Below are 26,244 nucleotides of genomic sequence, written 5' to 3' on the forward strand. Positions count from 1 at the left end.
GCAAGCGGGCGCCTTCAAAGTCAACCTTGGGAAACTATGCCCACTGCAATTCATCGGAACGCCACTCCTCAAATGGAGCAATGCATGGCGGATGAGAAAAGCGCGAATTTAATAGAACCGGCTGTCCTTAATACCGAGCGCGAATGAAAACAAAGTAGCGATCAGTTCCTTGATCATTGCTGGAATTTTGGTTCAGGATCGCCGGGACTCCGGGATAGGCCGGGCCAGAAATAAGCGTATAGCGGTAAGAGCTACGCAAGTAGGATTGGTCCCGTCTACCTTCAACGCCGACTTCCAAGCCCGGGCGGAATGTAGCGACAATATTCATTCCGATGCTTTGGTCTCTAGTATCGACTTCCTTATCGACACGATAAATAGATCGCCCCGGTACGCAGCAATAGGTTTGTTCGAAATATTGGGAGTTTGGTAGCAAGCTCTTGAATCCATAGTACGCATTGGATCGTACCTTCTGGTTCCACCAGTGACGGTAGGAAATGCTGCCGGCGACACGAGGGATTCGGTCCCCCTGATTCGAAAGTGAATCCTCTCCATAGTAGCCGAAGACGTCTCCGGTTCCTGATCCGCCAATGACGTAGGCCCGCAGGTCATCGCGTCCAATTTTCAGTTTGCCGCCCAACGAGCCACCAATGCCGAAGTCGTTTAGCGAAATTCGGTCGGCGAAGGCACCTATGCTCCAGTCCAAGGGGCCGGACTTCCCATCGTACCGCGTGGCCGCAACAAAGGGCTGAAACGAGTCCCTCGTTCTCCGAGTTGGCACCTCATAGGAAAACACGAACCCGCCGGTCCGAAACTGCACCGCGTTCATCGGCGTATGAATGAGGCCCATCGATTGGAGGTAACCACTCGCCGTCTCCCCGCCCGTGTAATTTACCTCGGCAACGCCCTCGCCCACAAAGGCGTCATTCACCGTCACACTGAAATCTCGCCCTATGCGAACCGGTCCGATTTCGACAAACGCGCGTCGAAGTTCGAGTTCGAACTGGGGTGTGAGTTCAAACAGGACGCGGACCGGCACACCTTCGGCTGTTGCGCGGTATTCGACGCCAAACGCCGACTGGTCGGTGGTAGCGGAAAAATATTCGGGTTCTTCCGCCGAAAACGAGGCGGTCATTTGCGCTGTGCCGAAGACCCGGAACCCTTCACCTACGCTTTGGAGTGCCTGCGGCGAGGGCTGTGAATCAGAGGCTGTAGGCAGGCGAAGAATGGGCGGTGGTGGAGCTACACCTTCCGTCGGAGTGCTTGTCGGAGCCGAGACGCGGGCCTCCAAGGCTTCAATCTTTGCTGCAAGTGCAGCCTGTTGAGCCTTCAGTTCCCGTAGCTCAGCCGCGATTGATGCAGCCTCCGGCGGAGCGGTGGCCGACACGGTTACGATTATCGCGCTCAATGCAAATGGAGCCACGTCACAACCCCCGAAATACGCCCGGTAAGCATGATTAGCTATAAGTGCATTGTCTGCAATGGGGCGCCCAGCGGAGGCGCGATGACGGTGTTGACTTGTAGAGGATGGGGCGAACAAACTAGGAACATGGAGAAATGACCATGCCTAGGGCGGAAACCCTGCGTGCTGTTCGCTTGGCCCGCTCGGAGGTTGAAGAGTATCGATACGTGATCGATCCGGACGCCATCGACCGGTTAGCCGCTGGACTGGAGCGAGGCTACATCCTTCACGAAGACGGCCCTGACGTGGCTAGACAGCAGGTTGCTGAACTCCGTCGGATGGCTGCCGAAATACGCCAAAGCCGTACGTCCTAGTGCGTCATGGCCCGCATGTTTCAGAACCTCGGCAATACGCTGGGGAAGCAGTCGGACACCCTCAAAATCAAATGTGGGAACTGCGGTCACAAGGCAGAATGGACAGCCAGAACCGCCATACGCGTCTTCGGTGCCCGAGCCGTACGCTACGACATAACTCACCGTCTCAGATGTAGTCGGTGCGACAGGAAGCAGGTCAGCGTCTGGATTTGACGGCCGATCAACAGGCGGCCTAGCCTCTGTGACATGTGCAACCTCTACCGCACCCGCTCAGGCCGATCCGAACTCGTAGCCGCTAGCCGTGCCATGAGTGACGACGTAGGCAACCTAGAGCCCGGCGATATCTATCCCGACTATCTGGCCCCGATCGTTCGCAACGGCGCTGAGGGAGAGCGTGAGCTAGTCCGGGCAAGGTGGGGAATGCCCTCGTCCAGTCAGGCGCTCTTCAAGGCCGCAAGCACCCGCGCTGACAAGCTCAGAGCCAAGGGCAAGGAGATCGATGATGCGGCTTTCAAGGAGTTGCTGAAGAACGAGCCGGACAACGGGACCACTAACGTCCGCAACACCGCCTCACGGCATTGGACACGTTGGTTGGGCCCTGAGAACCGGTGCCTTGTGCCCTTCAACGCTTTCAGCGAGCCCGGCTACACCGACGGCAAATATAAGCCTGTCTGGTTCGCCCTCTCAGAGGATCTTCCGCTGACGTTCTTCGCCGGCATCGAGACGCGGGATTGGGGCAGCGTTCGCAAAATGAAAACGGGTTGGGAAACTTGCGATCTTTTCGCCTTCCTGACCACAGAACCCAATGCTGAAGTGGGAGCGGTCCACCCCAAAGCCATGCCAGTGATCCTGACCACAGATGAAGAGCGGGATGTGTGGATGCGGGGGCCATGGAGTGAGGCTAGCGCCCTGCAACGTCCCCTGCCTAACGGGACCCTCTTGAAGCTATGAGGCCACCGGAAGACCCACACGGAGACATGATTCGGCGCTGGATTCCGTGGGTAACTGGCGTTGGCATCTTAGTTGCGCTCTTGATCGCAGCCTTGCGGCTCTAGGCGCAATTGCGTCGGGATGCTCGTCGGCACGTGACGTGGAAACCCAGCAATCTTGATGCCGGCCCCGATCTCCCCAGAAGGTCTAAACGCGTTCCGATTTGTAGTAGTTTTGCAGCGCGCCCACTCCAGTGAGCAGACAACTCGAATATCTCCTAGGGGTGGCTAGCGGACCCTTTGAGGTTGAGGACCAGACGTCCCCTTGCTGCGGTAGAAATAGGAGAAGATTGTACCATTCTTCTGCTATCCCCCGCTTTTAATATCGGAATCACTAATTGCGGAGATGCTGTGTTGTTCAATCATGCGAGCCGCCTCACCGGCGTAAATGGGCTTATTGTTGAAGCTCTTAGATGTCGCTTCAATTACCCCGACCTTCACGGCTAGATCTTCAATTCGTTGGTTAAATGCGCTCTGAACGGAGTGAACTACACCCGTAGCTTCTCTGAGAGCTTCGAGTTTTGTTTCTGATTTTAGGACCGCGATCTCTCCCTCGAGCTTTCTCATCTGGAGGCCGAGCAGTGCTACTGCGTCTGAAATTTCCTTCTGGCCGATTTGAAGTGCTTTGACGTGGTCAATTAAAAACAGATGGTCGGCGACCTCTTTTGCTCCCGCGGCGAGATTTGCGCGATTGAAAATCGAACTCATCCCAATGCCCTTCTAATATTGGCGCGAACATATTCCAAGTGACCGTCGGCGTTTCCAAGTAATTCCAATTGGTATGCCCGAACAATCTCAACACTATAAATTGCTATGTCAGACTCTATTTGATTTCTATCGGGCTGAGTGAATGAATGAGGAGGAGCTTTAGGTGATTCGAATTCGGGAATTAAACCGGGAGCATGTGCGACTCCTCCAGCCGACCCGAGCGTATTGACAACGGCGAGAGCTTGTTCGGCGCTTACGTTTTCTAGGACTTTCATAGGCAGGTCATCAACGGCGTCTTTCGCCGCTTGGAATCCGAGATCAGGGCGGATGCGACGAACCGTTTTGACTAGTTTGAATTTGTCTCCAAGGGTTCTGCCAACCAAAATGACTTGAAATTTTACGTCCTTCAATGAATTCAGGTATTCAGAACCTAACTTCAAATCTGACCTTGGTTCAAATCGAGGAACCGTCCATATCGCTCCGAGCGGACCATAAAGGTCTGTTGATTTCGATACAGATACTGCCTGTTTCGGAGCAATTATCCGAGGATTCGGCTTTTCAGCTGGTCGCCTTGGGGCATTCATAACCGTCCTCTTCTGTAATAAGGGGCATATTGGTTCCGCGAAGTTGCCAACTGGGCCGCTATGAGGTCAGCATTGCGATCGTCAGCTAGGAGTCAGAGGTGATCTTAATGCTGTGGCGCCGTCAACGTTGCATTTGGGTCGAATGCAGCCCTCCCATCTCGCCCGATACCGGAAATTGGACCACTAGCCATTTCCCCTCTACAGGCCCGCTGGGCGCCACTCGCTGTCAGTGGGGCGGTGACGTCGGAAACGGTCCAAACGGCCGTCTGCAGGCTTCCCAGAGGCTTACAGAAGCCCTTCAGCAAAATTACTCTTGGTCCAGCTTCTGACCAGCCACCCCATCGCTCTCAGGGGTCCGTTTCTTACGGAGCCTAGCTATGGGGAGCCGCTTTTCTGACTTCCCATGCACTGTCGTCTCGCAGGCCGCACACTTAACGTGAAGGTCGCTGTAGAAGCGGGGGCTGCCGATTACGGTGAAGCCCTCTGGCCTATGGTCAATCGTGAAAGCGCCGCCCGCAAAGGGTGCGTCCGCCTCTGAGAAGTGAAACGTCCCTGCTGTTCCGCACCCCGAACAGGACACTCCCAAGTCATACCGATCCGTAGACATTTCTGATCCCTTGGCCGGCGAAGGCGTTGGCAGCGAAACCCACCTCTCCATTAGCCACAGGGAAGACCTTCGGCAAGCAACAGGAGGAAATTACCTTGACTCTGGTCGACTTTTGTGCTATTTCTATTCATGTTCCTTCTAACTAATTTGTATTCATCCCATTTCTGAATGTTTTACTGTTAGTTTTGTTCGAACGCTCCCCCTTAAATCACCTAAGTTTGGCGCATTGGAATAATCCCGATGCTCGTCATTCTGCTTGAAAAAAACGTAGTAAAAAGAGATATTTATGAGACTGACCATTCCGCTATCCGTCTATGATCTGACAATTCAGAGACTGGATCGCCATCATCTGGCACACAAAGGAATAAGCAACTTCCCTCAAATCAAAGCCGCGTTGGAACGTAACTCCAACATCACCAAAGACGGCGTTGAAATAGATCGTAACCGGCTGGAAATCGCCGCCGATGCGATCCGCGACAATATGAAATTCGCTGGAGAGAAGTACGCCACCGCTGCCGACAAGTCTGTGCTGGCCGATATCGAGGAAGCCATTGGCGAACATGACGCACTGCTGATGCCTCAATCGAGCGCAAGCCGACGGCTGCAGAACTCCATACGCTAACGCTACCTTCCTGTTCGGCGCGAGAATCGTAAGGAGGTGTCGAGACCCAACGGGGTTAGTAAATCCAGCTATATTTCAATACATCGCACAACTCATCAATATCTATGAAGTGCAAAAAAAATGGGTTCAAAGGAACCGAGAAACAATATTACAAAGAATGAGAATGAACAAGAAACATATCAAAATAAACTATGAGCTAGAGTGTCTACTAAATTCAGGAATTCGATCTCTTTATTCAGACGGCGATTATAATCCACTCTACGACATCCACAACAATCAGCCGAGGGGGCACGTTACCGACACTCTTTTCTACCGCGAAGATCATCTCATGCTGGTCTTGAAGGAGATTGCAGCGGCCAGTGATAACGCGAGAAGCCGAAATAGCTACTTCTACGAGCCAACCCTTCTGGCACTGTCCGAGGCCGGCATAAGTGTGCAGGGCAAGGTTCTTGTATGCCCTGAAAGCCTCATTCTGAGCGTGGATATCAGCGAAGCCTAGCGCTTCGTTGTGGCAGCGTCCGCCAAACCCTGAGTACGAGAACGGCACCGCTGGCCTCAAAAATCCCGGCTTCAATTAGTAGATAGCGGGATCGACCAGCGGCTGCTACACATGACTGTAACACAGGTCGCGTGCCACAATCCGTAAGTGATTGTTTTTGTTCCGAAGAGGGTGCCTCCCCTCGGCTCCACCAATCCCTTACTGAACAGGGGTTGAGGGCATCCAGGAGTCTTTCTGCGGTTCACGGGCTTGCTTCCGGCGCCGGCCTGGCCTTCCCCGATGCCCTGCGCAGTAGCGCGTTCTGGCCGATCGGGTGGCGTCCGGGTTGAAGGCGCGAAGCCGCCGGGTCAGACTGGACCCATGACAAAGCCCGTCGATCTATACTGGCGTTCGGCCGATGGCCTGACCCTGCACGCGCTCGATTATCCGGGAGCGCCGGATCATTCGCCGGTGATCTGCATCCATGGTCTGACGCGCAACGCCCGGGATTTCGAGACCCTGGCTCCCGCCATCGTGAGCCAGACTGGACGGCGGGTCCTCGCTGTCGATGTTCGGGGTCGCGGACGCTCGGATCGCGCGCCGGACCCCGCGACCTACAGTCCCGGGGTATACGCCGCCGACCTGCTGGCTCTTCTGGACAGCCAGTCCATTGACCGGGCTGTCTTTATCGGCACCAGCATGGGCGGGCTGATCATGATGACCCTGGCTGTCCTGCGGCCAAACGCCATCGCGGCGGCGGTGCTCAATGACGTCGGGCCGGAGATCGCTCAGGAGGGCCTCGACCGCATCCGGGGCTATGTCGGGTTGCCGGCCCAGGTCGACGATTGGGCCGGCGCTGCCGCCTACGTGAAGGCTGGAAACGCCTCGGTCTTTCCTCAGTACGGCGACGACGACTGGGACCGCATGGCCCGGCGGACGTTCCGGCAGGTCGGGGGAAGGCCCGAGCTCGACTACGACCCTGACATCGCCCTTCCGATCAGGGCAGCCGATTCCTCCACGGCGGCGCCTGATCTGTGGCCCTTCTTCAAAGCCCTAGCTGTCGGCCGGCCGGCCTTGCTGATCCGGGGGGAGACCTCAGACATTCTCAGTCTAGACATTGCCGCCCGAATGCGGGCCGCGGCGCCCGAGATGGCCTTCGCCGAGGTGCCGGCCGTGGGACACGCGCCGATGCTGGATGAGCCGGTCGCGAGCGCGGCCATTGTGCGGCTCCTTGACCGGTCGGCCTGAGCAAGCTGTCGTCGTCAGCCGGGTCGACGCGGGACAGTCAGATCAGGCGACATGCATCAGGCGCAGCAGGAACAGCGCCATGATCGCGGTCAGCGGGACCGCCAGCGTCCAGTACAGCACCTGTTTCATCGTCAGCCCTTCAGGCAACGGCCTGTTGAGCGAACGTGGAGGCGGCGGCGAGGTTCCGGTCAGCCCGTCGCGGGGCGCGGATCCCCGGCGACACGGCGGCCATGCTCCAGCCAGGCGGCCAGGTCGGGCGGAAGTTCGGTCGCCACACGGCCCTCGTAGAGGGCCAGGTCAGCGGCGGTCAGGTCGGTCTGCCAGCGGCCGTTGGTTCCCTTGTTGAGAAAGGTCTGGTGGCCGCCTTCGAAGGACAGTTCCGCGCCCGGCATCAGGTCGGCGCCGGCGCTCTTCATGGCCTCGAACCCGGCCGCCGCGACCAGCGTCGGCCAGAGGGTCTCGTCGACGGCGATACCGAGGAAGGCCGCGATCCTGCGCATCTCGCCGTCGAGATCGGCCTTCAGGTCGGCGTAGTGGACGAGCAGCAGGTTCGGCAGCGTCCGTTCGGCCCAGAAGGACCGCTCGATCTCGAAGAAGCCGTCGCCCATCTGTTCGGCGGCGGTCGTGCCGCCCGGCGCGATCCAGTGGTGAAAGAAGCCCCGCGGGTCACGGGGTGGCCGGGGCACGGGGCCGGGCAGGTTCGGATCTGCCTCCGCCGATGCGTCCAGCCGGGCCCATGCCGCGTCGGTATAGGCGTTGTTGTGGTTCATGTAGGAGAGGCAGGCGTCGCGACCGTCCCGCGCGACGTGGATGTACTTCACCTCGTCCCAGACCGGCAGGGCGCTGAGCGGCAGGTGGGACTTGATGTACCGGCGATGGGTCTGCGTCTCGAGCAGCGCCAGTGTCTGGTCCAGATTATCGCGCAGACAGCAGTCCAGCCACGGCGAGATGAACTGCAGCGGCTTGGGGTCCGTCGACTGGAACACCAGCAGGCTGACGATCTGCTGCATCCAGGTCGTGCCGACCTTGGGCGCGGTGGCGATGACGATGTCGCCGTCGCGCGGGACATAGCCGTCCCAGCGCCGGCTGTCGCAGTAGTAGCCCTTCACGGGCGCGATCGGCGCGCGGACGAGCATGATCAGTCGGCGCTGGCGCGCGGATCGCCCGCGATGCGCCGGCCCTTCTCGAGCCAGGCGGCCAGGCCCGGCGACAGTTCGCTCTCGACCCGGCGCTGGTAGAGGCCGAGGTCCTCGTCCGTCAGCTCGCCCTGCCACCGGCCATTTGTGCCCTTGTTGAGGAAGGTCTTGTGGCCGCCCTCAAAGGCGACATCGACGCCGGCCATGAGCGTCCCGCCGTCGCGCTGCATGGCGCTGAAGTCGGCGGCGGCGACGAGTTCCGGCCAGACGGTCTCATCGACCGGAATGTCGAGGAAGGCGGCGATGCGCCGCATCTCGCCGTCGAGGTCGGCCTTCATGTCGTTGTAGTGAAGCAGCAGGACGTTGGGCCGGGTCCGCTCGGCCCAGAAGGACCGCTCGATCTCGAAGAAGGCGTCGGCCATCAGTTCGGCCTTGCGGGTGCCGCCCTGCTCGATCCAGTGGTGGAAGAACTCGCGGGCGGTCCGGGGCGGCCGGGGCTTTGGGCCCGGCAGCAACGGGTCGCTCTCGCCGATCTCGTCCAGCTTGCTCCAGGCGAACGGCGTATAACCGCTGACGTGGTTGAAATAGGACATGCAGGCGTCGCGCCCGTCGCGGGCCACGTGGATGTATTTGACCTCGTCCCAGATCGGCAGGGCGCTCATCGGCAGGTGCGATTTGACGAACCGCCTGTGGGGCTGGGCCTCCAGCACCTGCAGCGCCACGGGCAGCGGCATCTGGAAGCGGCAGTCCAGCCAGGGCGACAGGAAGCCGAGATGCTGGGGCTCGGGGTTCTGGAACACCAGCAGATTGACGATCTGCTGCGTCCAGGTCGTGCCGACCTTTGGCGCGGTGGCGATGACTACGTCCCCGTCGCGCGGGGTGAACTGATCCCAGTGGGCGGAGTCGCAATACCAGTCCCGAACGGGCGCTAAAGGCGCGCGGCTGAGCATGTGGTGGTCCCCCCGGACGAGCCGTCGGCGCGGCCTCGAAGAGCGATGTTATGCCAAGGGGGCGGCTGCGTCACGCGTCAGCTCTTCCTCCACTCTGGGGGAGGAGACCCCTAGTGCGCCTCGTCCCAGTTGTTCGCGGCGCGCGCTTCCACCACCAGCGGCACGCTGAGGTCCACCGCCGGCAGGGCGGCCTTTTCCATCACCGCCTTGGCCACGCGCATGGTCTCTTCGGCCTCGGTCACGGAGGTCTCGAAGACCAGTTCGTCGTGCACCTGGAGCAGCATCCTCGATGACAGGCCCGCGTCCTTGAGGGCCGAGGGCATCCGCGCCATGGCCCGGCGGATGATGTCGGCGGCAGCGCCCTGGAGCGGGGCGTTGATCGCGGCGCGCTCGGCGAACTGGCGCATGCCCACGGCCTTGCCACGGATGTCCGGGATGTTGATCCGACGGCCGAAGATCGTCGTCACGTAGGCGTTCTCGCGGACCTCCGCGCGCATGCGGTCCATGTATTCGCGGATGCCGGGGAAGCGCTCGAAATAGGTCTTGATGTAGGCCCCGGCCTCGGACTGGTCGATGCCCAGCTGGTTGGCCAGGCCGAAGGCGCTGATGCCGTAGACGATGCCGAAGTTGATCGCCTTGGCGCGGCGACGCACGTCCGAGGGCATGCCCTCGATCGGCGTGTTGAACATCTCCGACGCGGTCATGGCGTGGATGTCCAGCCCTTCGCGGAAGGCCCGCTTGAGCTGGGGGATGTCGCCGACATGGGCCAGCAGGCGCAGCTCGATCTGGCTGTAATCGGCGCTGATCAGCAGGTTGCCCGGTTCGGCGATGAAGGCCTTGCGGATCTTGCGGCCTTCCTCGGTGCGGATCGGGATGTTCTGCAGGTTCGGGTCGGTCGAGGCGAGGCGCCCGGTATTGGCCGCGGCCAGGCTGTAGGAGGTGTGGACCCGGCCGGTCTTCTCGTTGATCGCCGCGATCAGGTTGTCGGTGTAGGTGCCCTTCAGCTTCGACAGCTGGCGCCAGTCGAGCAGGGTGCGGGGCAGGTCGTGACTGGCGGCCAGCCGCTCGAGCACATCGACATCGGTGGCCCATTGGCCGGTGGCGGTCTTCTTGCCCCCCTCGAGACCAAGCTCGCCGAACAGGATGTCGCCGATCTGCTTGGGGCTGCCCAGGTTGAACGGCCGGCCGGCCAGCTCGTGGGCCTTGGCCTCGAGGTCGACCATGCGCATGGAGAACTCGTGGCTCAGGCCGCGCAGCAGGTCCGGGTCGACCTTGATGCCGTGGTTCTCCATCTGCGCCACCACCGGCGGCAACGGCCGTTCGGTGGTCTCGTAGACGGTCAGAAGACCTTCGCGCGCCAGACGGGGGCGCAGGATCTGCCACAGCCGCAGCGTGACGTCGGCGTCCTCCGCCGCGTAGGCCGTGGCCGGCTCAAGGGCGACATGTTTGAAACTGATCTCGCTCTTGCCGACGCCGCAGACCTGCTTGAACGGGATCGGCTTGTGGCCGAGCCACAGCTCGCTGAGCTCGTCCATGCCGTGTCCGTGCAGGCCGGCCTCCAAAGAGGCGCTGATCAGCATGGTGTCGTCGATCGGCGCGACATTGATGCCATACCGGCTGAGCACACCGAGATCGTATTTGGCGTTCTGCGCTACCTTCAGGACCGACGGATCCTCGAGCAGCGGCTTCAGCGCGGCCAGCGCCTTGTCGAGCGGGATCTGGGTCAGGTCCGCGCCGCTCTCGCCGCCGAACAGTCCCTCGTCCTTCTCGCAGTGGCCGAGCGGGATGTAGCAGGCCTCGCCCGGCGCCACGGCCAGGGAGACGCCGCACAGGCCGGCGACGGCCGAGCCTAGCGCGTCCGTCTCGGTGTCGAAGGCGACGACTCCGGCCTCGGCCGCGCGCTTCACCCACGACTCCAGCGTCGCCAGATCGCGGACACAGACGTACCGGGTCGTGTCGATCTGCACGGCCTCGACCGGCGCGGCCGGCTCCCGCTCTCCGGCGCTGTAGCCGCCGGCCGGAGCGGGTCTGGGCGCGCCCATCTTCGGCATCGGCGCGGCGGGCATGCCGTTGCCGGCCGCCGCGTCTCCGACCCGGCGGGCGAGGGTGCGGAATTCCATCAGCTCAAGGAAGGCCGCCAGGGTCGGGCCGTCCGGCTCGCGCACCACCAGGTCCTCGAGCGGCTCGGGCAGCGGCGTGTCGCGATCCAGCTGCACCAGCTGACGGGACAGGCGGATCTGGTCGGCGAAGTTGATCAGCGTCTCGCGGCGCTTCTCCTGCTTGATCTCGTGCGCCCGGCTGAGCAGCGTTTCCAGATCGCCGTACTCGTTGATCAGCAGGGCGGCCGTCTTGACGCCGATGCCCGGCGCGCCGGGCACGTTGTCGACGCTGTCGCCGCACAGGGCCTGGACCTCAACCACCTTGTCGGGCGTGACGCCGAACTTCTCGAACACCTGGTCGGCACCGATCAGCACGTTCTTCATGGTGTCGAGCATCGAGACGCGGTCGTTGACCAGTTGCATCAGGTCCTTGTCGGACGAGATGATCACCACCTCGCCGCCCGCGGCGCTGACCTTGTCCGCATAGGCAGCGATGATGTCGTCGGCCTCGTAGCCGGGCAGCTGCAGGCTGGGCACGCCGAACGCCCGGGTCGCCTCGCGCACCAGCGGGAACTGGGGCACCAGATCCTCAGGCGCCGGCGGGCGATGGGCCTTGTACTGGTCGTACAGGGCGTTGCGGAACGTCTTCTCGGAGTGGTCGAAGATCACCGCCAGGTGGGTCGGCGCGTCCTCCTTCATGTCCCGCAGCAGCTTGAACAGCATGTTGCAGAAACCCTGCACCGCCCCGACCGGCAGGCCGTCCGACTTGCGTGTCAGCGGCGGCAGCGCGTGGTAGGCGCGGAAGATGTAGCCCGAGCCGTCGACCAGATAGAGCCGCACGGGCGGGCCGTCCTGGGTGTGGGGGCGAACGTCGGGCAGGGCGGGGGCGTCGGTCATGGGGGGAGGATAGTGGCGTCGGGGGCGGTGGTCATCCCGCGTTTGGCGTCTTTTCAGCGTCGGACGGGTCTGCCACTGTGGCGCGAGTGGGGGGTGAGCGTATGAGGCGTGTGGTGTTGGCGGCGGGGGTCGCCGCGGGTCTGGCCGGATCGGCGCAGGCCCAGGTGGTCGTGAAACCCGACTGGGCCGCAAAGCCGTCCGCCGAGGAGATGACCCGCTTCTTTCCCGAAGAAGCGACCGACATGAGCGTCAGCGGCACGGTGACGATCATCTGCCAGGTCATGGCCACGGGCAGGCTTAGGGACTGTATTGCCGATCGCGAATCTCCGGCCGGCATGGGCTTCGGCGCCGCCGTGGTGAAGATGGCCGAGGCGCTGTTCCGCATGAAGCCGCAGACGGTCGATGGAAAGCCCGTGGACGGCGCCACCATTCGTATTCCGATCCAGCTGAGGGCGCCGACGTTCTCGGCCCGGATGGTGGTCACCGAGGCGGTCTGGGCCCAGGCGCCGAGCTTCGAGGACATGGCCGCCGCCTGGCCGGCCGAGGTCGGCGATCTGGCGGTCGGGACGTCCGTCCTGCGCTGTCGGGTCGGGTCGGACGCCGGCCTGCGCAACTGCACCATCGCCGGCCAGACTCCGAAGGGGACGCCCTTCGGCGAAGCGGCGCGCGGTCTGGTGGGCAAGTTCCGGCTCAAGGCCACGGCCGATGACCTCAAACGCTACGGCGACGCCGACATCGCGGTCAGCTTCCGCTTTTACAATCCCGCCACGCCGGCCGGGCAGGCGAAGAAGGTCGAGAAGCCGGACTGGATCGCGCGCATCAATCCCGACAAGGTCGTCGCCCTCTTTCCGGCGAAGGCGGCTGACGCGGGCGTGACGGAAGGCGTCGGCGTCGCCGATTGCCTGGTGGCCGCGGACGGCAAGCTGACCGACTGCCGGGTCTCTCGCGAAGCGCCGACCGACATGGGCTTCGGCGCCTCGGCTGTCGCCGCCGCGAGCTTCATGCAGCTCGACCCCTGGACTCCCGAAGGCCGGCCGGTGGCCGGCGCGCGGGTCAAGGTTCCGATCCAGTTCAGCCTCGCGCCGGAAGAGCCGGCGCCGGCGGCTCCCTGATCAGCCGGCCAGTCGCTCCAGCACCTCGGCGGCGAAGACCGACAGGGTGTCGTCGCGGGCGCCCATGATGATGATGCGGTCGCCGGGCTTCGCCAGTTCGACCAGCCGGTCGCCGCAGGCCGGGCGATCGGCGAGCGCCTCGGCCGTGCGGCCGCCGGCCCGCACGTCGGCGGCGATGTCCTCGCTCGTCACCTCGCGGATGGTGGTGCCGCCGAAATAGACCGGCTCGGGCATCAGCAAGACGTCGTCCGCCGACAGCCCGTCCAGGAAGCCGCGCACGAACTCCCGGCGCATCAGCCGCAGAGGGCCGAAGCCGTGCGGCTGGAACATCACCAGCAGCCGTCCGGGGAAGGCGTGCAGGGTGTCGAGCGTGGCGGCGATCTTGTCCGGGTTGTGGGCGAAGTCGTCGATGACGGTGACGCCGCCCTTGCTCCCCACGACCTCCAGCCGCCGCTTGACGCCCTCGTAGGCCTCAATGGCCGCGACGGCGTCCGCCAGCGGTACGTCCAGCGCCCGCACGGCGCCGAGGGCGGCCAGGGCGTTGGCGACATTGTGCCGGCCCGGGACCTTGAGGCGCACGCTGACCGTCTCGCCGCTGGCCTGTTCGTGCAGCCGGAAGCCGATCGAATCCGGAGCGGGCGCAATATCGTCCGCATACAGATCGGCCGACGGGTCCTCGAAGCTCCAGCCGAGTTGACGCTCGCGCGGCAGCTCGGCGGCCAGTCGCGCCGTCTCGTCGTTGTCGAGGTTCAGCACCACCGTGCTGGCCTTCAGGGCGTAGTCGCGGAACAGCACCCGCAGCTCGTCCATCGTCTTGTGGTCTTCGCTGATGTTGTTGATCACCGCCACCTGCGGCCAGTAGCGGGCGATCGAGCCGTCGCTCTCGTCGACCTCGCTGACGAACAGCCCGCCCTGACCGACCAGGGCGCTGGCGAAGGGCGTGTCGTCGGTGACGAAGTTCTTCATCACCGCGCCGTTCATCACCGTCGGGTCGCGGCCGGTGCGGTGCAGGATCCAGCCGATCATGGCGGTGGTCGTCGACTTGCCGCTGGTGCCGGCGACGCCGACCGATTGCGGCGCGCCGTTGAACAGGTCGGCGAGCAGTTCGGCCCGCGACAGCATCGTCGCCCCGACCCGGCGGGCGGCGATCACGTCGGGCACGGTGTCCTCGACGGCGGCGGTGGCGACGATGATCTGCTCGGGCCGGGTGACGCCGCTGCCGTCCTGGGCGAACAGCCGGATGCCCCGGGCGCGGAGGAACTCGAACTTGGGCGCCGTGCGGCCCTGGTCGAGGGCCCGGTCGGAGCCTTCGACGGTCGCGCCGGTCGCCTGGACGATCAGGGCCAGGGGGAGCATGCCGCTGCCGCCAATCCCGCAGAAGAAGTAGGGTCTGTCCTGAATCATCCCCGGGAAATATACGGTCGGGGGCAGGGTGACAAACCGCCCGACAGGTCCGCGAGCAGATGGTCAAACCGGTCAGGATCGGCGTCGTCGCCCCCGCCTCGCGCATCGACCCCGCCGTGCCGGCCGAAGTCGAGGCCTTGGTCGCCCGTCTGTACCCCGACGGCAGGGTCCAGGTGGTGTTCGATCCGCAGTGTTTCCTGACCCACAACCACTTCGCCGGCGACGATGCGGCCCGTGCCGAGGGCTTCCTGCGGGTGGCCAATGACCCGGCCTTCGACGCCCTGTGGGTGGCCCGCGGCGGCTATGGCTCCAACCGGCCGGCCGAGGCGATCCTCGCCGGCCTGACCGGTGCGGCGCGCGACAAGATCTACATGGGCTACAGCGACATCGGTTTCGTGCTGGCGGGGCTGCACAAGGCGGGAATCGGCCGGCCGACCCACGGGCCCGTGGCCCATGACATCCGCCGGCCGGGCGGCGAGGCGGCCATCGCCCGCGCCCTGGCCTGGATCGCCGACGGCGACCGCGCCGCGCTAGAGCCGGGCCTTCTGCCGGGCCGCAAGGCGGCGGCGTTCAACATCACCGTGCTCAGCCAGCTGCTCGGCGCCGCGCTTCAGCCGGACCTGACGGATCATGAGCTGCTGCTCGAGGACGTCGGCGAGTACATGTACCGTCTCGATCGGGCCCTGTTCCACATCACCAGCAATCCCGGCATCCGCAAGGTGGCCGGCATCCGCCTGGGCCGCTGCAGCGATATCCCGCCCAACGATCCCGACTTCGGCATGACCGCGGAAGAGGTCTGTCGCCATTGGTGCGACCGGGCGGGGATCGCCTGGCTCGGCCGCGCCGACATCGGCCACGACGCGGACAACAAGGTCGTGCCGTTCGGCCTCAGCTGAACAGCGTGTTGTAGTTGAGGCCCACGGTGTCCATCGCCGCCAGGGCGTCGGAGTCACCTGTGGTGAGGAAGTGGGTCGTGGCGACGTTCAGCGCCGCGAGCGCCGCCCGCCCGAGGCCCGTCGCCGAACTGATCCGCCGCGCACCAAGCGCCTGAAGCGCCGCACCGTCCGGCAGGCCGGGCCTCGCCATGACGTTCAGCGGCAGGCCGCAGCCGGCCGCGATGGCGGCAATCTCGTCGGGAATGATCACGCCCGGCGCGAACAGGCCATCAGCCCCGGCGTTACGATAGAGCGCCGCCCGGCGCAGGACCTCCGCCACGGCCGCCTCGCCCTCGGCCAGCCCGCGCAGATAGACATCGGTGCGGGCGTTGATGAACAGCGCCACGCCCGCCCGGTCGGCCGCCTTGCGCACGGCGTCTGTCTTCGCGGCCAGTAGATCCGGCGCGCCGCCGCCGTCCTCGATGTTGATCCCGATCGCCCCGGCGTCGATGACCTTTGCCACGTTGTCGCCGACCGTCGCCGGGTCGTCGGCATAGCCGCCCTCGAAGTCGCAGGTCAGCGGGATGCTGATGGCCCGGGTGATCTCCCGCACCGTGGTGATCAAAAAGTCGACCGGCAGATGGTGGCCGTCGGCGTAGCCGTGGCTCCAGCAGACCGCGGCGCTGGAGGTGGCCACCGCCTTGGCGCCGAGCGTCTCGATGACGCGGCAACTGCCGGCGTCCCAGCCGTTCGGCAGGATCAGGAGGTCGGGGCCTGCGTGCAGGCGGCGAAAGGTGTCAGCGTGCGTGCTCATGACCCCAGATTAGGCCGGCCGTCGCGATCGGTCAGCCCCGGGTTTGGCAGCATTCGGAGGTCAATGTCCGGCCGAGCCCTCGTAGACGCCGGGGGCCAGGCGCTCGTCCTCGTCACCCGGACCGGTCGCGGCGATGAAGCGGCGGTCGCAGTAGGGGCAGTCGACAAAGCCGGATCCGCCCATCTCGAGCCAGACCCGCGGATGGCCCAGCGCCCCGCCGACACCCTCGCAGGCGATGCGGTGCGATCGCACGATCACCGACTCCGGCGCCGGGAAGCTCGCCGCCGTCGCGGTCGTCGCGGTCGGGGTCGTTCCCTTGCTCGTCTTCGCCGTGGTCTTGCGGGCCATTGATGTCATCCCAATCCCGCCCTTGGCGTGGCGGCGTCTGGCGCATACCTATGCGAGGCCCCGCCGGGGCGTCAATTGATCCGCTCCGCCAAGAAAGCCCGAATGGACCTGCCCGACTACGCCATCGAGGCCACCGGCCTGGTGAAGACCTACGCCGCCACCAAGACCACGGCTGAAAAGCTGGCCCTGAACGGCATCGACCTGAAGATTCCGCGTGGCTCGATCTTCGGCCTGCTGGGCCCGAACGGGGCCGGCAAGTCGACGTTCATCAACATTCTCGCCGGGCTTGCGCGCAAGTCCTCGGGCACGGTGAAGATCTGGGGCCGCGACGTCGACACGCGGCCGCGCGACGCTCGCGCCGCCATCGGCGTGGTGCCGCAGGAGCTGGCCGCCGACGTGTTCTTCACGCCGCGCGAGTCGCTCGAGGTCCAGGCCGGAATGTACGGCGTGCCGAAGAAGGAGCGCCGCACCGACGAGCTGCTCGCGGCCCTGGGCCTGACCGACAAGGCCGATGCCTATGTGCGTCAGCTGTCGGGCGGCATGAAGCGCCGGCTGATGGTGGCCAAGGCGATGGTGCACAATCCGCCGGTGCTGATCCTCGACGAGCCGACGGCCGGCGTCGACGTCGAGCTGCGCCGCCAGCTGTGGAACTATGTCGTCGGGCTGAACCGCCTCGGCGTGACCATCGTCCTGACCACCCACTATCTCGAGGAAGCGCAGGAGCTCTGCGACCAGATCGCCATCGTCAACCGCGGGGAGGTCGTCGCCTGCGAGCCGACCGCCAAGCTGCTGCAGCGTCTCGACACCCGCAATGTCGTGGTCACGCCGGACGAGCCGGTCGCCACGGCCCCGGACCTCGCCGGATTCGAGACCAAGCTGCGCAGTGGCGGGTCGTTCTCGGTGACCTACAAGACGGGCCAGTCCAGCGTCGAACAGGTGCTGGCGGCGGTGCGGGCCAGCGGCCTGCACATCAAGGACATCGCCACCGAGGATCCCGATCTCGAGGACGTCTTCCTGGCCCTGACCTACGGTGCGCCGGACGCCCGCGATCCGACCAAGGACTGAGACGACGCCGGGGGGCGAACAATGCGGACTCGCAGGATCATCTTTGTCGCGACCGCCGCCCTGGCGGGCGTCTTGCTCGGCCTGGCGTCGCTGGTCGGGCTTGTCGCCGGCGGTGGCGGGTTCAAGGGCGTGCCGCACGCCGGCTGGAGCTACAATCCACTGGCCGGGTCGAAGGGCGCCGACCCCTACACCCGCCTGAAGGTCGCCATCGGCGGGCTACTGGCGCTGGACCGGTCCGAGACGATCTACTTCACCACCGACCGCGATTCGTCCGGCGCGCCGTTGAGGTCAGACTGTCGCTACCGCATCACCGGCGGGGCGATGCCGGTGCGCTGGTGGTCGATCACCCTCTACGACAAGGGCTATCTGGCCCGGAACGCCGACGGCGCGCCGTCGATCGACAAGACCCGCGCGGCGCCTGATGCGGCCGGCCGCTGGTCGGCCCAACTGGGCGGCGCCCGTCCGACGCAGGGGCTCTGGATCTCCAGCGCGACGGCGACCGACATCTCCCTGCTGCTACGGTTCTACAATCCCGACCCGGCGGTGGTGAAGGATCCGACCCTTGCGCCGATGCCCGTCGTAACGCGCGAGACCTGCTCGGGAGGCGCGTCATGAAGCCGATCGTCCGCTGGGGTCTGCTGACTCTGGCCATCGCCGTGACCGTCCATGCCGTGGGCCTGTTCGCGGGGCCGAAAATCATCATGTCGATTGCGATGAAACGGATCGCCGCGGCCGGCGGGGTCGGCCACTGGAACTTCGCCCCGCGCACCACGCCCGAGACGCAGCGTGTGGTCCGCTCCTCGCCTGATCTCGCCTACGCGGCCTGCGCCTGGGATGTGAGCGAGGGGCCGGTTCGCATCCGGGTCGCCGGGTCGTCGGACTATGCCTCGCTGTCGCTGTATGGCGACAACACCGACAACTTCTTCTCGCGCAATGACCGGACGATGGGCCCGAACGGCGCCGAGATCGTGCTGATCGCGAAGGGCGCCCGGCCGCCAGTCGGGGTCGATCCGGCCCGCATCGTCTTCGCGCCGAGTCGTCGCGGCCTTGCGCTCGATCGACGGCTCGCGCCGACGGCTGAGGCTTTCGCCAGGGCCGACGCCGCCCGTCGCGCGGTGAACCTCTGTGAGGCCCTGCCGACCGGCTAGAGCTCGATCATGTCGAAATCGGCCTTGGGCGTGCCGCACAGCGGACAGACCCAGCTCGCCGGGATATCGGCCCAGCGCGTGCCCGGCGCCAGGCCTTCGCCCGCGTCGCCTTCGGCCTCGTCGTAGATGAAGCCGCAGGTGCGGCATTGCCAGGTCTTGTAAGGCGCGGCGTCGGCCATGGTTATCCCTCCGGGAGCGCGGCGGCGGCGAAGCTGAGCCGCAGGGTCGCGAGGCTGGTGGTGCGGATCGGGTCAAGGTCCATATCCGGATCGATCAGGCACTGGATCGACAGCCCGAGCAGCAGGCTTCCGACCATCAGGGCGGCGGCGTCGGCATCGAGGTCGCGGCGGATGGCGCCCTCGGCCTGGCCGCGAAGGACCATCGCTTCCAGCCTGCGCTCGACCCGCTCGTGCGAGACCGCGAATGCCGCGCGCAGCACCGACAGGTCGGCGATGGCGCTGGCCAGCAGCATGAAATAGGCGCGTCCTTCGCCCTTCCGCGACAGGTCGCGCAGGTAGAGGTCGACATAGGTCAGCACCGCCTCGAGGCCGGGCATGGCGTCGACGCCGAGCGCGCCCAGCACCGCGTCCTGCCGGGCGTGCAGGTGGGCGATCAGCGCCTCGATCATGCCCTGCTTGGAGCCGAACTTCTGCGTCGCCAGGCCCCGGCTGTAGCCGGCCTGGGTCCCGATCGCCTCGAAGGTCGCCGCCGTCACCCCGCGTTCGGCGATCACGTCGCCGGCCGCCCGCAGCAGCCGCTGCTCGGATTCGTCCCGGCGCTGCGCCTGGGTGCGGCGCGTTCGGTCGATGGGCGTGGACTGAGCCATATCAATTCTCTAATTTACTTGTTAGCCGTATAGCAAGTGAGTGCTAGCGTTTTCCAGACAGCCGCCGGGGACAGGCGGTGAGGACCGATCAGGAAGCCAGACCATGATGATTCCCCAGGACGTGGCCAACACCATCGTCGACCCGAAGGCCTACGCAGACGGCAAGCGCGTCGACGACGCCTTCAAGTGGCTGCGCGATAACGCGCCGCTCGCGAAGGCCCAGCCGGAAGGGTTCGATCCCTTCTGGGTCGTGACCCGCTTCGCCGACATCCAGGAGGTCGAGAAGCAGAACGATCTGTTCCACAACGGCGACCTCGCCACGGTCGTGACCCCGATCGTGATGGACCAGAAGGTCCGGGCGATGACCGGCGGCTCGCCGCACCTGGTCCGCTCGCTGGTCCAGATGGATAACCCCGACCACATGAACTACCGGCGTCTGACACAGGCGTGGTTTCTGCCGCAGAACATCCGCGGCCTCGAGGCGCGCATCCGCGAGATCGCCCGCGGCTTCGTTGACCGCATGGCGGCCAAGGGCGACCGCTGTGACTTCGCCCGCGACGTGGCCTTCCTCTATCCACTGCACGTGATCATGGAGGTGCTCGGCGTGCCGGAGATCGACGAGCCGCGCATGCTCAAGCTGACCCAGGAGCTCTTCGGCAGCGCCGATCCTGAGCTGAACCGAAGCGGCTCGGCCATCACCGACGCCGACGCCGGCCTTGCGGCCGTGCAAGCCACGGTCATGGACTTCATGACCTACTTCAACGCCATGACCGAGGACCGCCGGGCCAACCCGCGCAACGATCTGGCCAGCGTCATCGCCAACGGCCAGATCGAGGGCAAGCCGCTCGGCCACCTTGAGGCGATGAGCTACTACATCATCGCCGCAACAGCCGGCCACGACACCACCTCGAACACCACGGCCGGCGGCATGTGGGCACTCGCCCAGAATCCCGACCAGTTCGCCAAGGTGAAGGCCGATCTGTCGCTGATCCCGGGCCTGGTCGAGGAATCGATCCGTTGGGAAACGCCGGTGAAGCACTTCATGCGCAGCGCCACCGCCGACGCCGAGGTCGCCGGGCAGAAGATCGCCAAGGGGGACTGGCTGATGCTCAGCTACCCGTCGGGCAACCGCGACGAGGCGGCCTTCACCGACCCGTTCAAGTTCGACATCGAACGCAGTCCCAACAAGCACGTCGCCTTCGGCTACGGCGCACACGTCTGCCTCGGCCAGCACCTGGGCCGGATGGAGATGCGGGTGCTTTGGGAAGAACTCCTGCCGCGTCTCGAGAGCGTCGAACTGGACGGCGAACCCCGCCGGATGGAAGCCAGCTTCGTCTGCGGACCCAAGTCCGTGCCGATCCGCTTCAAGATGCACTGACCGTTTCGCGCCCCGGTCGTTTGCCGGGGCGTGTCTCGCCGCGCTAAGCTGCCACCCTGCGACGACAGGGGGCTTGGTCGATGCTGGAACGGCTGTTCAGGCTGAAGGACAACGGCACCGCCGTTCGAACCGAGGTCATGGCGGGTCTGACCACCTTCCTGACCATGGCCTACATCATCCTCGTCAACCCGACGATCCTGGCCGACGCGGGCATGCCGGCGGCGGGCGCGGCGGCGGCCACCTGTCTGGCCGCGGCGTTCGGCTCGATCATGATGGGGCTGGTCGCCAACTATCCGATCGCGCTGGCCCCCGGCATGGGGCTGAACGCCTATTTCACCTACACCGTGGTCAAGGGGATGGGTCTGCCGTGGGAGACGGCGCTCGGCTGCGTGTTCCTGTCGGGCGTGCTGTTTCTGATCCTGACTGTCACCGGCGTGCGCCGGCTGATCGTCGGGGCCATTCCGACCTCACTCTACGCGGCCATCGCCGCCGGCATCGGCCTGTTCATCGCCTTCATCGGCCTGAAGGGCGCGGGCATCGTCGTCGCCGACCCCGCCACGACGGTGGCCCTGGGCGACCTGACCACGCCGACGGCGGTGCTGGCGCTGTTCGGTCTGGTGCTGACGGGCGCCCTGCTGGCCTGGCGCATCCGGGCGGCCATGCTGGTCGGCATCCTCGCCACCACGGCCCTGGCCTGGGCCGTTCACGCCGTGCACTGGACGCCGGTCGACTACAGTTTCGAGGCCCTGACCTCGACCGCCTTCCGCCTCGACATACCCACGGCCTTCGGCGTGGGCGGCAGGGGCGCGGCGATGGCCCTGATCGAGATCGTCGTCGTCTTCCTGTTCGTCGACCTGTTCGACAATGTCGGGACCCTGGTGGCCGTGACCCAGCGCGCCGGTCTGGCCGCGCCGGACGGCTCCATCCCGCGCATCAACCGCATCCTGATCACGGACGCCGCCGCCGCGATCTTCGGGTCGCTGGCCGGGACCACCACCACCACCAGCTATATCGAGAGCGCCGCCGGCGTTGCAGCGGGCGGTCGCACCGGCCTGACGGCGGTCGTGGTCGGCCTGCTGTTCCTGGTCGCGCTGGTGTTCGCCCCGTTCGCCCAGATCATTCCGGCGGCGGCGACCGCCCCGGCCCTGATCCTCGTCGGCGCCCTGATGATGGCCCCGCTGGCGGCCAGCGACTGGGACGACCCGCTGGTGGCCATCCCCGGATTTCTGACGCTGATCGCCATCCCGCTGACCTTCTCGATCGCCAATGGCCTGGCCTTCGGCATCGTCGCCTACGCCCTGCTCAAGCTGGCGCGCGGCCAGGCCCGGGCCGGCGACTGGATGCTCTACCTGCTGGCCGGTCTCTTCGTGGCCCGATTTATCTGGCTGGCGGCGGGGTAGCGCCGGGACAATCTTTCCGCTATTGACCCGCCTCCGCCAGCGATCCGCACCCGTAGCTCAGCTGGATAGAGCGTTGCCCTCCGAAGGCAAAGGTCACACGTTCGAATCGTGTCGGGTGCGCCACTGCTTCCTGTCTCCACCAAAGGTCCGGCAGGTCGCCTGTCAGGTCCAACGAGATCAGCGAGCGGCCGACTTGCCGACGGGCGCGCCCTTTGCGCGGCCCTCGGCCACCAGCGCCGCGCAGTTGGCGTCCTTCGCAAGGCCCGGCTCGACGAATGGCAGTATGGCCGCCAACGGCGATAGCAGCGTCGCCAGCGCCGCGGCGATGCCGCCCTGGGCGATGGCGGATCCGGTCCGCAGGGTGACGCCCGGCTTCACCAGCGGTCCGTCGATGTCGATCGGTATGAACAGGCGCAGGAGGCGCGGCTTCTTGGATTCGCCTTCAAAGGTGAGATTCAGGCGCTCGGTCTTCAGATTGATCGTGCCCGCGCCGTGGACGCGAACCACACCCGTATCGAGCACGATGCGGTTGGCCCGGGCGATGCCGTCGGTGACGCGGAAGTCGGCCACGGCGCAGCGGATCGGCGTCTGTCTCGGATCCTCCGAAAGCAGCAGGATCAGCCCCCTGAAGACATTGACCCCCAGCAGTTCGGCGAAGGCCTGGCGCATCTGACCGCTGGGCGCGACGGCCGTCAGGACGCCGCTGGCGCTGGCGGCCGTCTTGCGCATCGAATTGCCGTAGCCTGTCAGTCTCGCCCGGGCGACGATCTTGCCCTCGATCACCGGGCGCCCGGCGGACTGAACGGTGATCCAGTCCTCCGGCCGCGCCCCGGTCAGGCGCAGGTCGAGATCCGTTCGGGGCGTGTCCTTGCGCGCGTCCAGCTTGATCAGGCCGGCCACCGCCCCGCGCTTGAAGGTCACCGCAACGGGATCGGCGACCAGCACCCCGTCCTTGAGGTCCAGGTCGAGCGAAACCTTCGTCAGCGGCAGGCCGGGCGCATTCACGGTGTCAGCGCGATACTTCACGTGGGCGTCCATGCTCCGAATCCTGTCGACCTGAAGGGTCGCGTCCGGGAACATCCGCCGGCTCGCTTCCATGCGGCCGGCCATGGCCATCTGCTCGGGCGAGGCCGATTCGCCCTTGCGGGTCGATGGCGGCCCGCCGAACAGGCTTCCCAGGTCATCGAAATCCAGCCGCCGTGAGCGCAGGTCGGCCGTCAGCAGGGGACGCTCGCCGCGCGTCTCGACCGCCGCGGTTCCGGAGACATCGCTGTCGCCGATCCGCCCGGCGGCCCGGTCAAAGCGGTAAAGGGTCCCGCGGCGGGTCATGTGCGCCGCCAGCCGGTAGGGTGGCGTGTTGGGCATGGCCAGACCTGTCAGGCCGAACAGGTCGTTGAGGTCCTGGCCGGTCACGACGATGTCGCCCTCATAGCGGCCAAGATCGAACGGCTTGAGAATCTTCGCCTTGGCGACCAGATGCGTCGCCCCGGCGCGAACGTCCGCGCGGAAGGGCCAGGGCCGGTCGGGCGAGATGTTCAGGAGCGGGTCCCCGGAGATGTCGGCCAGGAACCGGCCGCCGTTGAGCAGGCCTTCGCCCTTGAGCGTGAATCCGCCGCGACCCGAGTCACCCTTGACCTCGTCGGTGAAGACACGGCCGGCGAAGGTCGTCTTGCGCTTCGCGTCCGCCAGGGAAAGTCGTCCGTCAATGATCGTGAAATGGCGAATGGCCGGCAGCTTCAGGCCCGACCCTCCGCCGCCGAAGTTACAGTTGCTCCGGCCGTCCGCCAGCCGGATCAGGCTGACCCGGGGCCGAATGATCTCCAGTCGCGGCAGCACCGTCCGGCCGGCGAACAGCGGCAACACCTCGATCTCCATGACGATGCGGCCAAGGCGGGCCATGTCGCCACCGGTCCTGACCCAGGCGGGTTGGGCGATGCGCACCTCAGTGGCCACGACGCGTGGCGTCAATGACCAGGGATGGACCTCCAGGTCGCCGGCGATGACCACGGTCCGGTTCAGCCGGGCCGAGGCCGCGACGCCGATTGGCCCCCGCAGCCAGTTCCACTGGAACAGCCACAGGAACATGACGAGACCGAGGATGAAGACGGACGCGAGTCCAAAGCCAAGGCGCGCGCGGGGCGACATGGCGGTCCAGCCCCGGACGGGGTGCGACAGGACGGTGGACGCGGCGCTGGGCCAGCGGATCGGCAAACTCAAACCTCCGGCGCCCCCCGGGCGTATAGCGCGGGGGCGTCGGAGGGGTTCCGTCCGGAAAGTCCTCTAGTAGACCAGCTTGAGCCCCGCCCAGGCGGCGGCGGCGGTCAGAAAGGCCACGATGGCGATGATTTCGTAGGTCTTGAACAGTGGCCCGTTTGGCGAACGCATGCGATCTCCCCCTTGTCCCGTTTCGATCCAGCAAGGAGGATCGTCCGCAAGAGCCAGGCCAGCGACGACAGGAGCAGACTTCCGTGCAGACCAGACGACACTTCTTCGTCGGCGCGGCGATGGTCCTGGTCCCGGCGCTGGCGCGGGCCGCCCAGCCGGTCACGGTGTTCGCCGCCGCTTCGCTGCAGGAGTCGCTGACCGCGGCCGGCGCGGCCTGGACGGCCCAGGGAGGCGCGCCGGTGCGCTTCAGCTTCGGCGCCTCTTCGGCGATGGCGCGCCAGATCGACCAGGGCGCGCCGGCCGACGTCATTCTGACCGCCGACGAGGAGTGGATGGACTGGCTGGCCGCCAGGTCGCTGATCGTGCCGGCCTCACGTCGCCGGCTGCTCTCCAACCAGCTGGTGCTGATCGCTCCGGCGGGCTCGAAGGTGTCGCTGAAGATCGGGCCGGGTTTCGCGCTGGAAAAGGCGCTGGGCGGCGGCCGGCTGGCCCTGGCCGACCCGACGGCCGTGCCGGCCGGAAAGTACACAAAGGCGTCGCTGACCCGCTTGGGCGTCTGGGACAGCGTGTCGGACCAGTTGTTGCCCGCCGAGAACGTGCGCGCCGCCCTGGCCTACGTCGCACGCGGTGAGGCGCCGCTGGGCGTCGTCTATGCGACGGACGCGAAAGCGGAGCCAAAGGCGCGAATCGTGGGCGTCTTCCCGGAGGCGAGCCATCCGCCGATCGTCTATCCGGGCGCTCTGACGGCGGCCTCCCGCAACAGCGCGGCCGCGGGCTTCCTGGGTTTCCTGCAAACCCCGAAGGCCTCGGCGATCTTCAGGCGCTACGGCTTCGGCGTGCTGGCCCGGCCAGCCTAGTCCTCGACCTTGCCCGGCCACTCCAGCCAGCCGCCCGGCGTGGTGCTCGCCGACTTGTAGCGGACGTAGGGCTGCTGCGGCGCGCCGGTCGTGGCCATACCGCCGCCCGCCGCGTAGCCACCCGAGGCCGCGCCGTAGGCATAGCCGCTCGATGACTCGCGGTAGCTGTAGCGCTCCGATGAGGATTCACTCTCCTGAATGGAGACGCTCATGCCGGCAGCGGTCGACCCGCGCGCGCCGTAGCGGCCTCCATAGCCGCCGGAAAGGCTGTCTTCCGAGGCCCGATCGTCGTAGCCGCCGGTCCGGGTCACGATCACCGGCTCGGCGCGGACACGATACATACGGGCGCCGCCGGACGGGCGCTGGCGAGGCGCTTCTGCCCCGGCCGTCGCGGGGGGCGAGGCGGCGGGCGCCGCAGACGTCGGGCAGTGATCACAGCAGCAGGCGGTCTGCCGGGCCGCGATCCGCAACGGGTCTCCGTCGCAGGCGGTCAGGGCCAGGGCCGAGAACGCCAGCAGGGTCAGTCGAACGGACATGGGGC

Annotated in this window: 25 protein-coding genes and 1 tRNA gene; 13 read left to right on the forward strand and 13 right to left on the reverse strand. The window is 65.6% G+C overall.

Annotated elements, in window-relative coordinates; translation table 11 throughout:
- Positions 1-127: 127 nt before the first annotated feature.
- Entirely contained in the window at positions 128-1,384 is a 1,257-nt protein-coding gene (locus ACODSL_RS18075) for a hypothetical protein (RefSeq protein WP_488902122.1), read from the reverse strand.
- A 635-nt stretch (positions 1,385-2,019) separates the two neighbouring features.
- On the opposite strand from ACODSL_RS18075, the gene ACODSL_RS18080 reads away from it, so the two are divergent.
- The gene (locus ACODSL_RS18080; RefSeq protein ID WP_488902123.1) at positions 2,020-2,724 is read left to right on the forward strand and encodes an SOS response-associated peptidase; all 705 of its coding nucleotides are present in this window, start codon (positions 2,020-2,022) and stop codon (positions 2,722-2,724) included.
- Between the two features lie 344 nt (positions 2,725-3,068).
- Here ACODSL_RS18080 and ACODSL_RS18085 read toward each other — a convergent pair whose 3' ends face one another.
- Positions 3,069-3,470: a hypothetical protein gene (locus tag ACODSL_RS18085; protein ID WP_488902124.1), complete on the reverse strand. Its 402-nt coding sequence runs from the start codon at positions 3,468-3,470 to the stop codon at positions 3,069-3,071.
- Positions 3,467-4,054 (reverse strand): ribosomal protein L7/L12, encoded by a 588-nt coding sequence (locus ACODSL_RS18090; RefSeq protein WP_488902125.1) that lies wholly within the window; start codon positions 4,052-4,054, stop codon positions 3,467-3,469. Before ACODSL_RS18090 ends, ACODSL_RS18085 begins: the two co-directional genes overlap by 4 nt.
- Positions 4,055-4,947: 893 nt before the next feature.
- Between ACODSL_RS18090 and ACODSL_RS18095 the strand changes: the two genes are divergently transcribed.
- From ACODSL_RS18095 to ACODSL_RS18105, 3 genes are all read left to right on the forward strand, one after another.
- Positions 4,948-5,283: a hypothetical protein gene (locus ACODSL_RS18095; RefSeq protein ID WP_488902126.1), complete on the forward strand. Its 336-nt coding sequence runs from the start codon at positions 4,948-4,950 to the stop codon at positions 5,281-5,283.
- 163 nt (positions 5,284-5,446) lie between these two features.
- On the forward strand, positions 5,447-5,782 hold the full coding sequence (locus tag ACODSL_RS18100) for a hypothetical protein (RefSeq protein WP_488902127.1): 336 nt from the start codon (positions 5,447-5,449) through the stop codon (positions 5,780-5,782).
- Between the two features lie 360 nt (positions 5,783-6,142).
- Positions 6,143-7,009, forward strand: a complete 867-nt coding sequence (locus ACODSL_RS18105; protein WP_488902128.1) for an alpha/beta fold hydrolase — start codon at positions 6,143-6,145, stop codon at positions 7,007-7,009.
- A gap of 188 nt (positions 7,010-7,197) precedes the next feature.
- Here the strand turns inward: ACODSL_RS18105 and ACODSL_RS18110 are convergent, their stop codons facing one another.
- The 3 genes from ACODSL_RS18110 to polA all read right to left on the reverse strand — a co-directional run bounded on the left by ACODSL_RS18110 (position 7,198) and on the right by polA (position 12,091).
- Entirely contained in the window at positions 7,198-8,145 is a 948-nt protein-coding gene (locus tag ACODSL_RS18110; protein WP_488902129.1) for a sulfotransferase domain-containing protein, read from the reverse strand.
- A 2-nt stretch (positions 8,146-8,147) separates the two neighbouring features.
- A complete protein-coding gene (locus ACODSL_RS18115; protein WP_488902130.1) occupies positions 8,148-9,095 on the reverse strand; it encodes a sulfotransferase domain-containing protein in 948 nt (315 codons plus the stop codon).
- 110 nt (positions 9,096-9,205) lie between these two features.
- The gene (gene polA, locus ACODSL_RS18120; protein ID WP_488902131.1) at positions 9,206-12,091 is read right to left on the reverse strand and encodes a DNA polymerase I; all 2,886 of its coding nucleotides are present in this window, start codon (positions 12,089-12,091) and stop codon (positions 9,206-9,208) included.
- A 101-nt stretch (positions 12,092-12,192) separates the two neighbouring features.
- Here polA and ACODSL_RS18125 point away from each other — a divergent pair, with 101 nt between their 5' ends.
- A complete protein-coding gene (locus tag ACODSL_RS18125) occupies positions 12,193-13,203 on the forward strand; it encodes a TonB family protein (RefSeq protein ID WP_488902132.1) in 1,011 nt (336 codons plus the stop codon).
- Here ACODSL_RS18125 and ACODSL_RS18130 read toward each other — a convergent pair whose 3' ends face one another.
- Entirely contained in the window at positions 13,204-14,607 is a 1,404-nt protein-coding gene (locus ACODSL_RS18130; RefSeq protein WP_488902133.1) for a UDP-N-acetylmuramate--L-alanine ligase, read from the reverse strand.
- Positions 14,608-14,666: 59 nt separating this feature from the next.
- Here ACODSL_RS18130 and ACODSL_RS18135 point away from each other — a divergent pair, with 59 nt between their 5' ends.
- Positions 14,667-15,503: an LD-carboxypeptidase gene (locus ACODSL_RS18135; protein WP_488902134.1), complete on the forward strand. Its 837-nt coding sequence runs from the start codon at positions 14,667-14,669 to the stop codon at positions 15,501-15,503.
- On the opposite strand, the gene ACODSL_RS18140 is transcribed toward ACODSL_RS18135, so the two are convergent.
- Both ACODSL_RS18140 and ACODSL_RS18145 read right to left on the reverse strand, forming a co-directional pair.
- Positions 15,496-16,296 carry an isocitrate lyase/PEP mutase family protein gene (locus ACODSL_RS18140; protein ID WP_488902135.1) on the reverse strand — a complete coding sequence of 267 codons (801 nt, stop codon included), beginning with the start codon at positions 16,294-16,296 and terminating at the stop codon, positions 15,496-15,498. The genes ACODSL_RS18135 and ACODSL_RS18140 overlap by 8 nt on opposite strands.
- A 60-nt stretch (positions 16,297-16,356) precedes the next feature.
- Positions 16,357-16,644, reverse strand: a complete 288-nt coding sequence (locus tag ACODSL_RS18145; RefSeq protein ID WP_488902136.1) for a zinc-finger domain-containing protein — start codon at positions 16,642-16,644, stop codon at positions 16,357-16,359.
- Between the two features lie 102 nt (positions 16,645-16,746).
- Here ACODSL_RS18145 and ACODSL_RS18150 point away from each other — a divergent pair, with 102 nt between their 5' ends.
- Genes ACODSL_RS18150 through ACODSL_RS18160 form a run of 3 tightly spaced genes read left to right on the forward strand, consistent with a single transcriptional unit; the run spans position 16,747 to position 18,857 of the window.
- Positions 16,747-17,709, forward strand: a complete 963-nt coding sequence (locus ACODSL_RS18150; protein ID WP_488902137.1) for an ABC transporter ATP-binding protein — start codon at positions 16,747-16,749, stop codon at positions 17,707-17,709.
- 21 nt (positions 17,710-17,730) lie between these two features.
- A complete protein-coding gene (locus tag ACODSL_RS18155) occupies positions 17,731-18,324 on the forward strand; it encodes a DUF1214 domain-containing protein (protein WP_488902138.1) in 594 nt (197 codons plus the stop codon).
- Entirely contained in the window at positions 18,321-18,857 is a 537-nt protein-coding gene (locus tag ACODSL_RS18160) for a DUF1254 domain-containing protein (protein WP_488902139.1), read from the forward strand. The genes ACODSL_RS18155 and ACODSL_RS18160 overlap by 4 nt, the downstream gene beginning before the upstream one ends.
- Here the strand turns inward: ACODSL_RS18160 and ACODSL_RS18165 are convergent.
- Positions 18,854-19,036, reverse strand: coding sequence for a rubredoxin (locus ACODSL_RS18165; protein ID WP_488902140.1), 183 nt, complete (start codon positions 19,034-19,036; stop codon positions 18,854-18,856). The genes ACODSL_RS18160 and ACODSL_RS18165 overlap by 4 nt on opposite strands.
- Positions 19,037-19,038: 2 nt before the next feature.
- Positions 19,039-19,683 carry a TetR/AcrR family transcriptional regulator gene (locus tag ACODSL_RS18170; RefSeq protein WP_488902141.1) on the reverse strand — a complete coding sequence of 215 codons (645 nt, stop codon included), beginning with the start codon at positions 19,681-19,683 and terminating at the stop codon, positions 19,039-19,041.
- A gap of 103 nt (positions 19,684-19,786) precedes the next feature.
- On the opposite strand from ACODSL_RS18170, the gene ACODSL_RS18175 reads away from it, so the two are divergent.
- The 3 genes from ACODSL_RS18175 to ACODSL_RS18185 all read left to right on the forward strand — a co-directional run bounded on the left by ACODSL_RS18175 (position 19,787) and on the right by ACODSL_RS18185 (position 22,584).
- Positions 19,787-21,061 carry a cytochrome P450 gene (locus ACODSL_RS18175; RefSeq protein ID WP_488902142.1) on the forward strand — a complete coding sequence of 425 codons (1,275 nt, stop codon included), beginning with the start codon at positions 19,787-19,789 and terminating at the stop codon, positions 21,059-21,061.
- Between the two features lie 80 nt (positions 21,062-21,141).
- A complete protein-coding gene (locus ACODSL_RS18180; RefSeq protein ID WP_488902143.1) occupies positions 21,142-22,461 on the forward strand; it encodes an NCS2 family permease in 1,320 nt (439 codons plus the stop codon).
- Between the two features lie 46 nt (positions 22,462-22,507).
- Positions 22,508-22,584 (forward strand) — tRNA-Arg (locus tag ACODSL_RS18185).
- Between the two features lie 54 nt (positions 22,585-22,638).
- Here ACODSL_RS18185 and ACODSL_RS18190 read toward each other — a convergent pair.
- Complete coding sequence (locus ACODSL_RS18190) at positions 22,639-24,672, reverse strand: AsmA family protein (RefSeq protein ID WP_488902144.1); 2,034 nt, start codon at positions 24,670-24,672, stop codon at positions 22,639-22,641.
- Between the two features lie 257 nt (positions 24,673-24,929).
- Here ACODSL_RS18190 and modA point away from each other — a divergent pair, with 257 nt between their 5' ends.
- Entirely contained in the window at positions 24,930-25,703 is a 774-nt protein-coding gene (gene modA / locus ACODSL_RS18195) for a molybdate ABC transporter substrate-binding protein (RefSeq protein ID WP_488902145.1), read from the forward strand.
- Here the strand turns inward: modA and ACODSL_RS18200 are convergent.
- Entirely contained in the window at positions 25,700-26,239 is a 540-nt protein-coding gene (locus tag ACODSL_RS18200) for a hypothetical protein (protein ID WP_488902146.1), read from the reverse strand. The two genes, modA and ACODSL_RS18200, sit on opposite strands and share 4 nt — an antisense overlap.
- Positions 26,240-26,244 lie beyond the last annotated feature (5 nt).

Source organism: Caulobacter sp. FG121 (genome assembly GCF_057809815.1).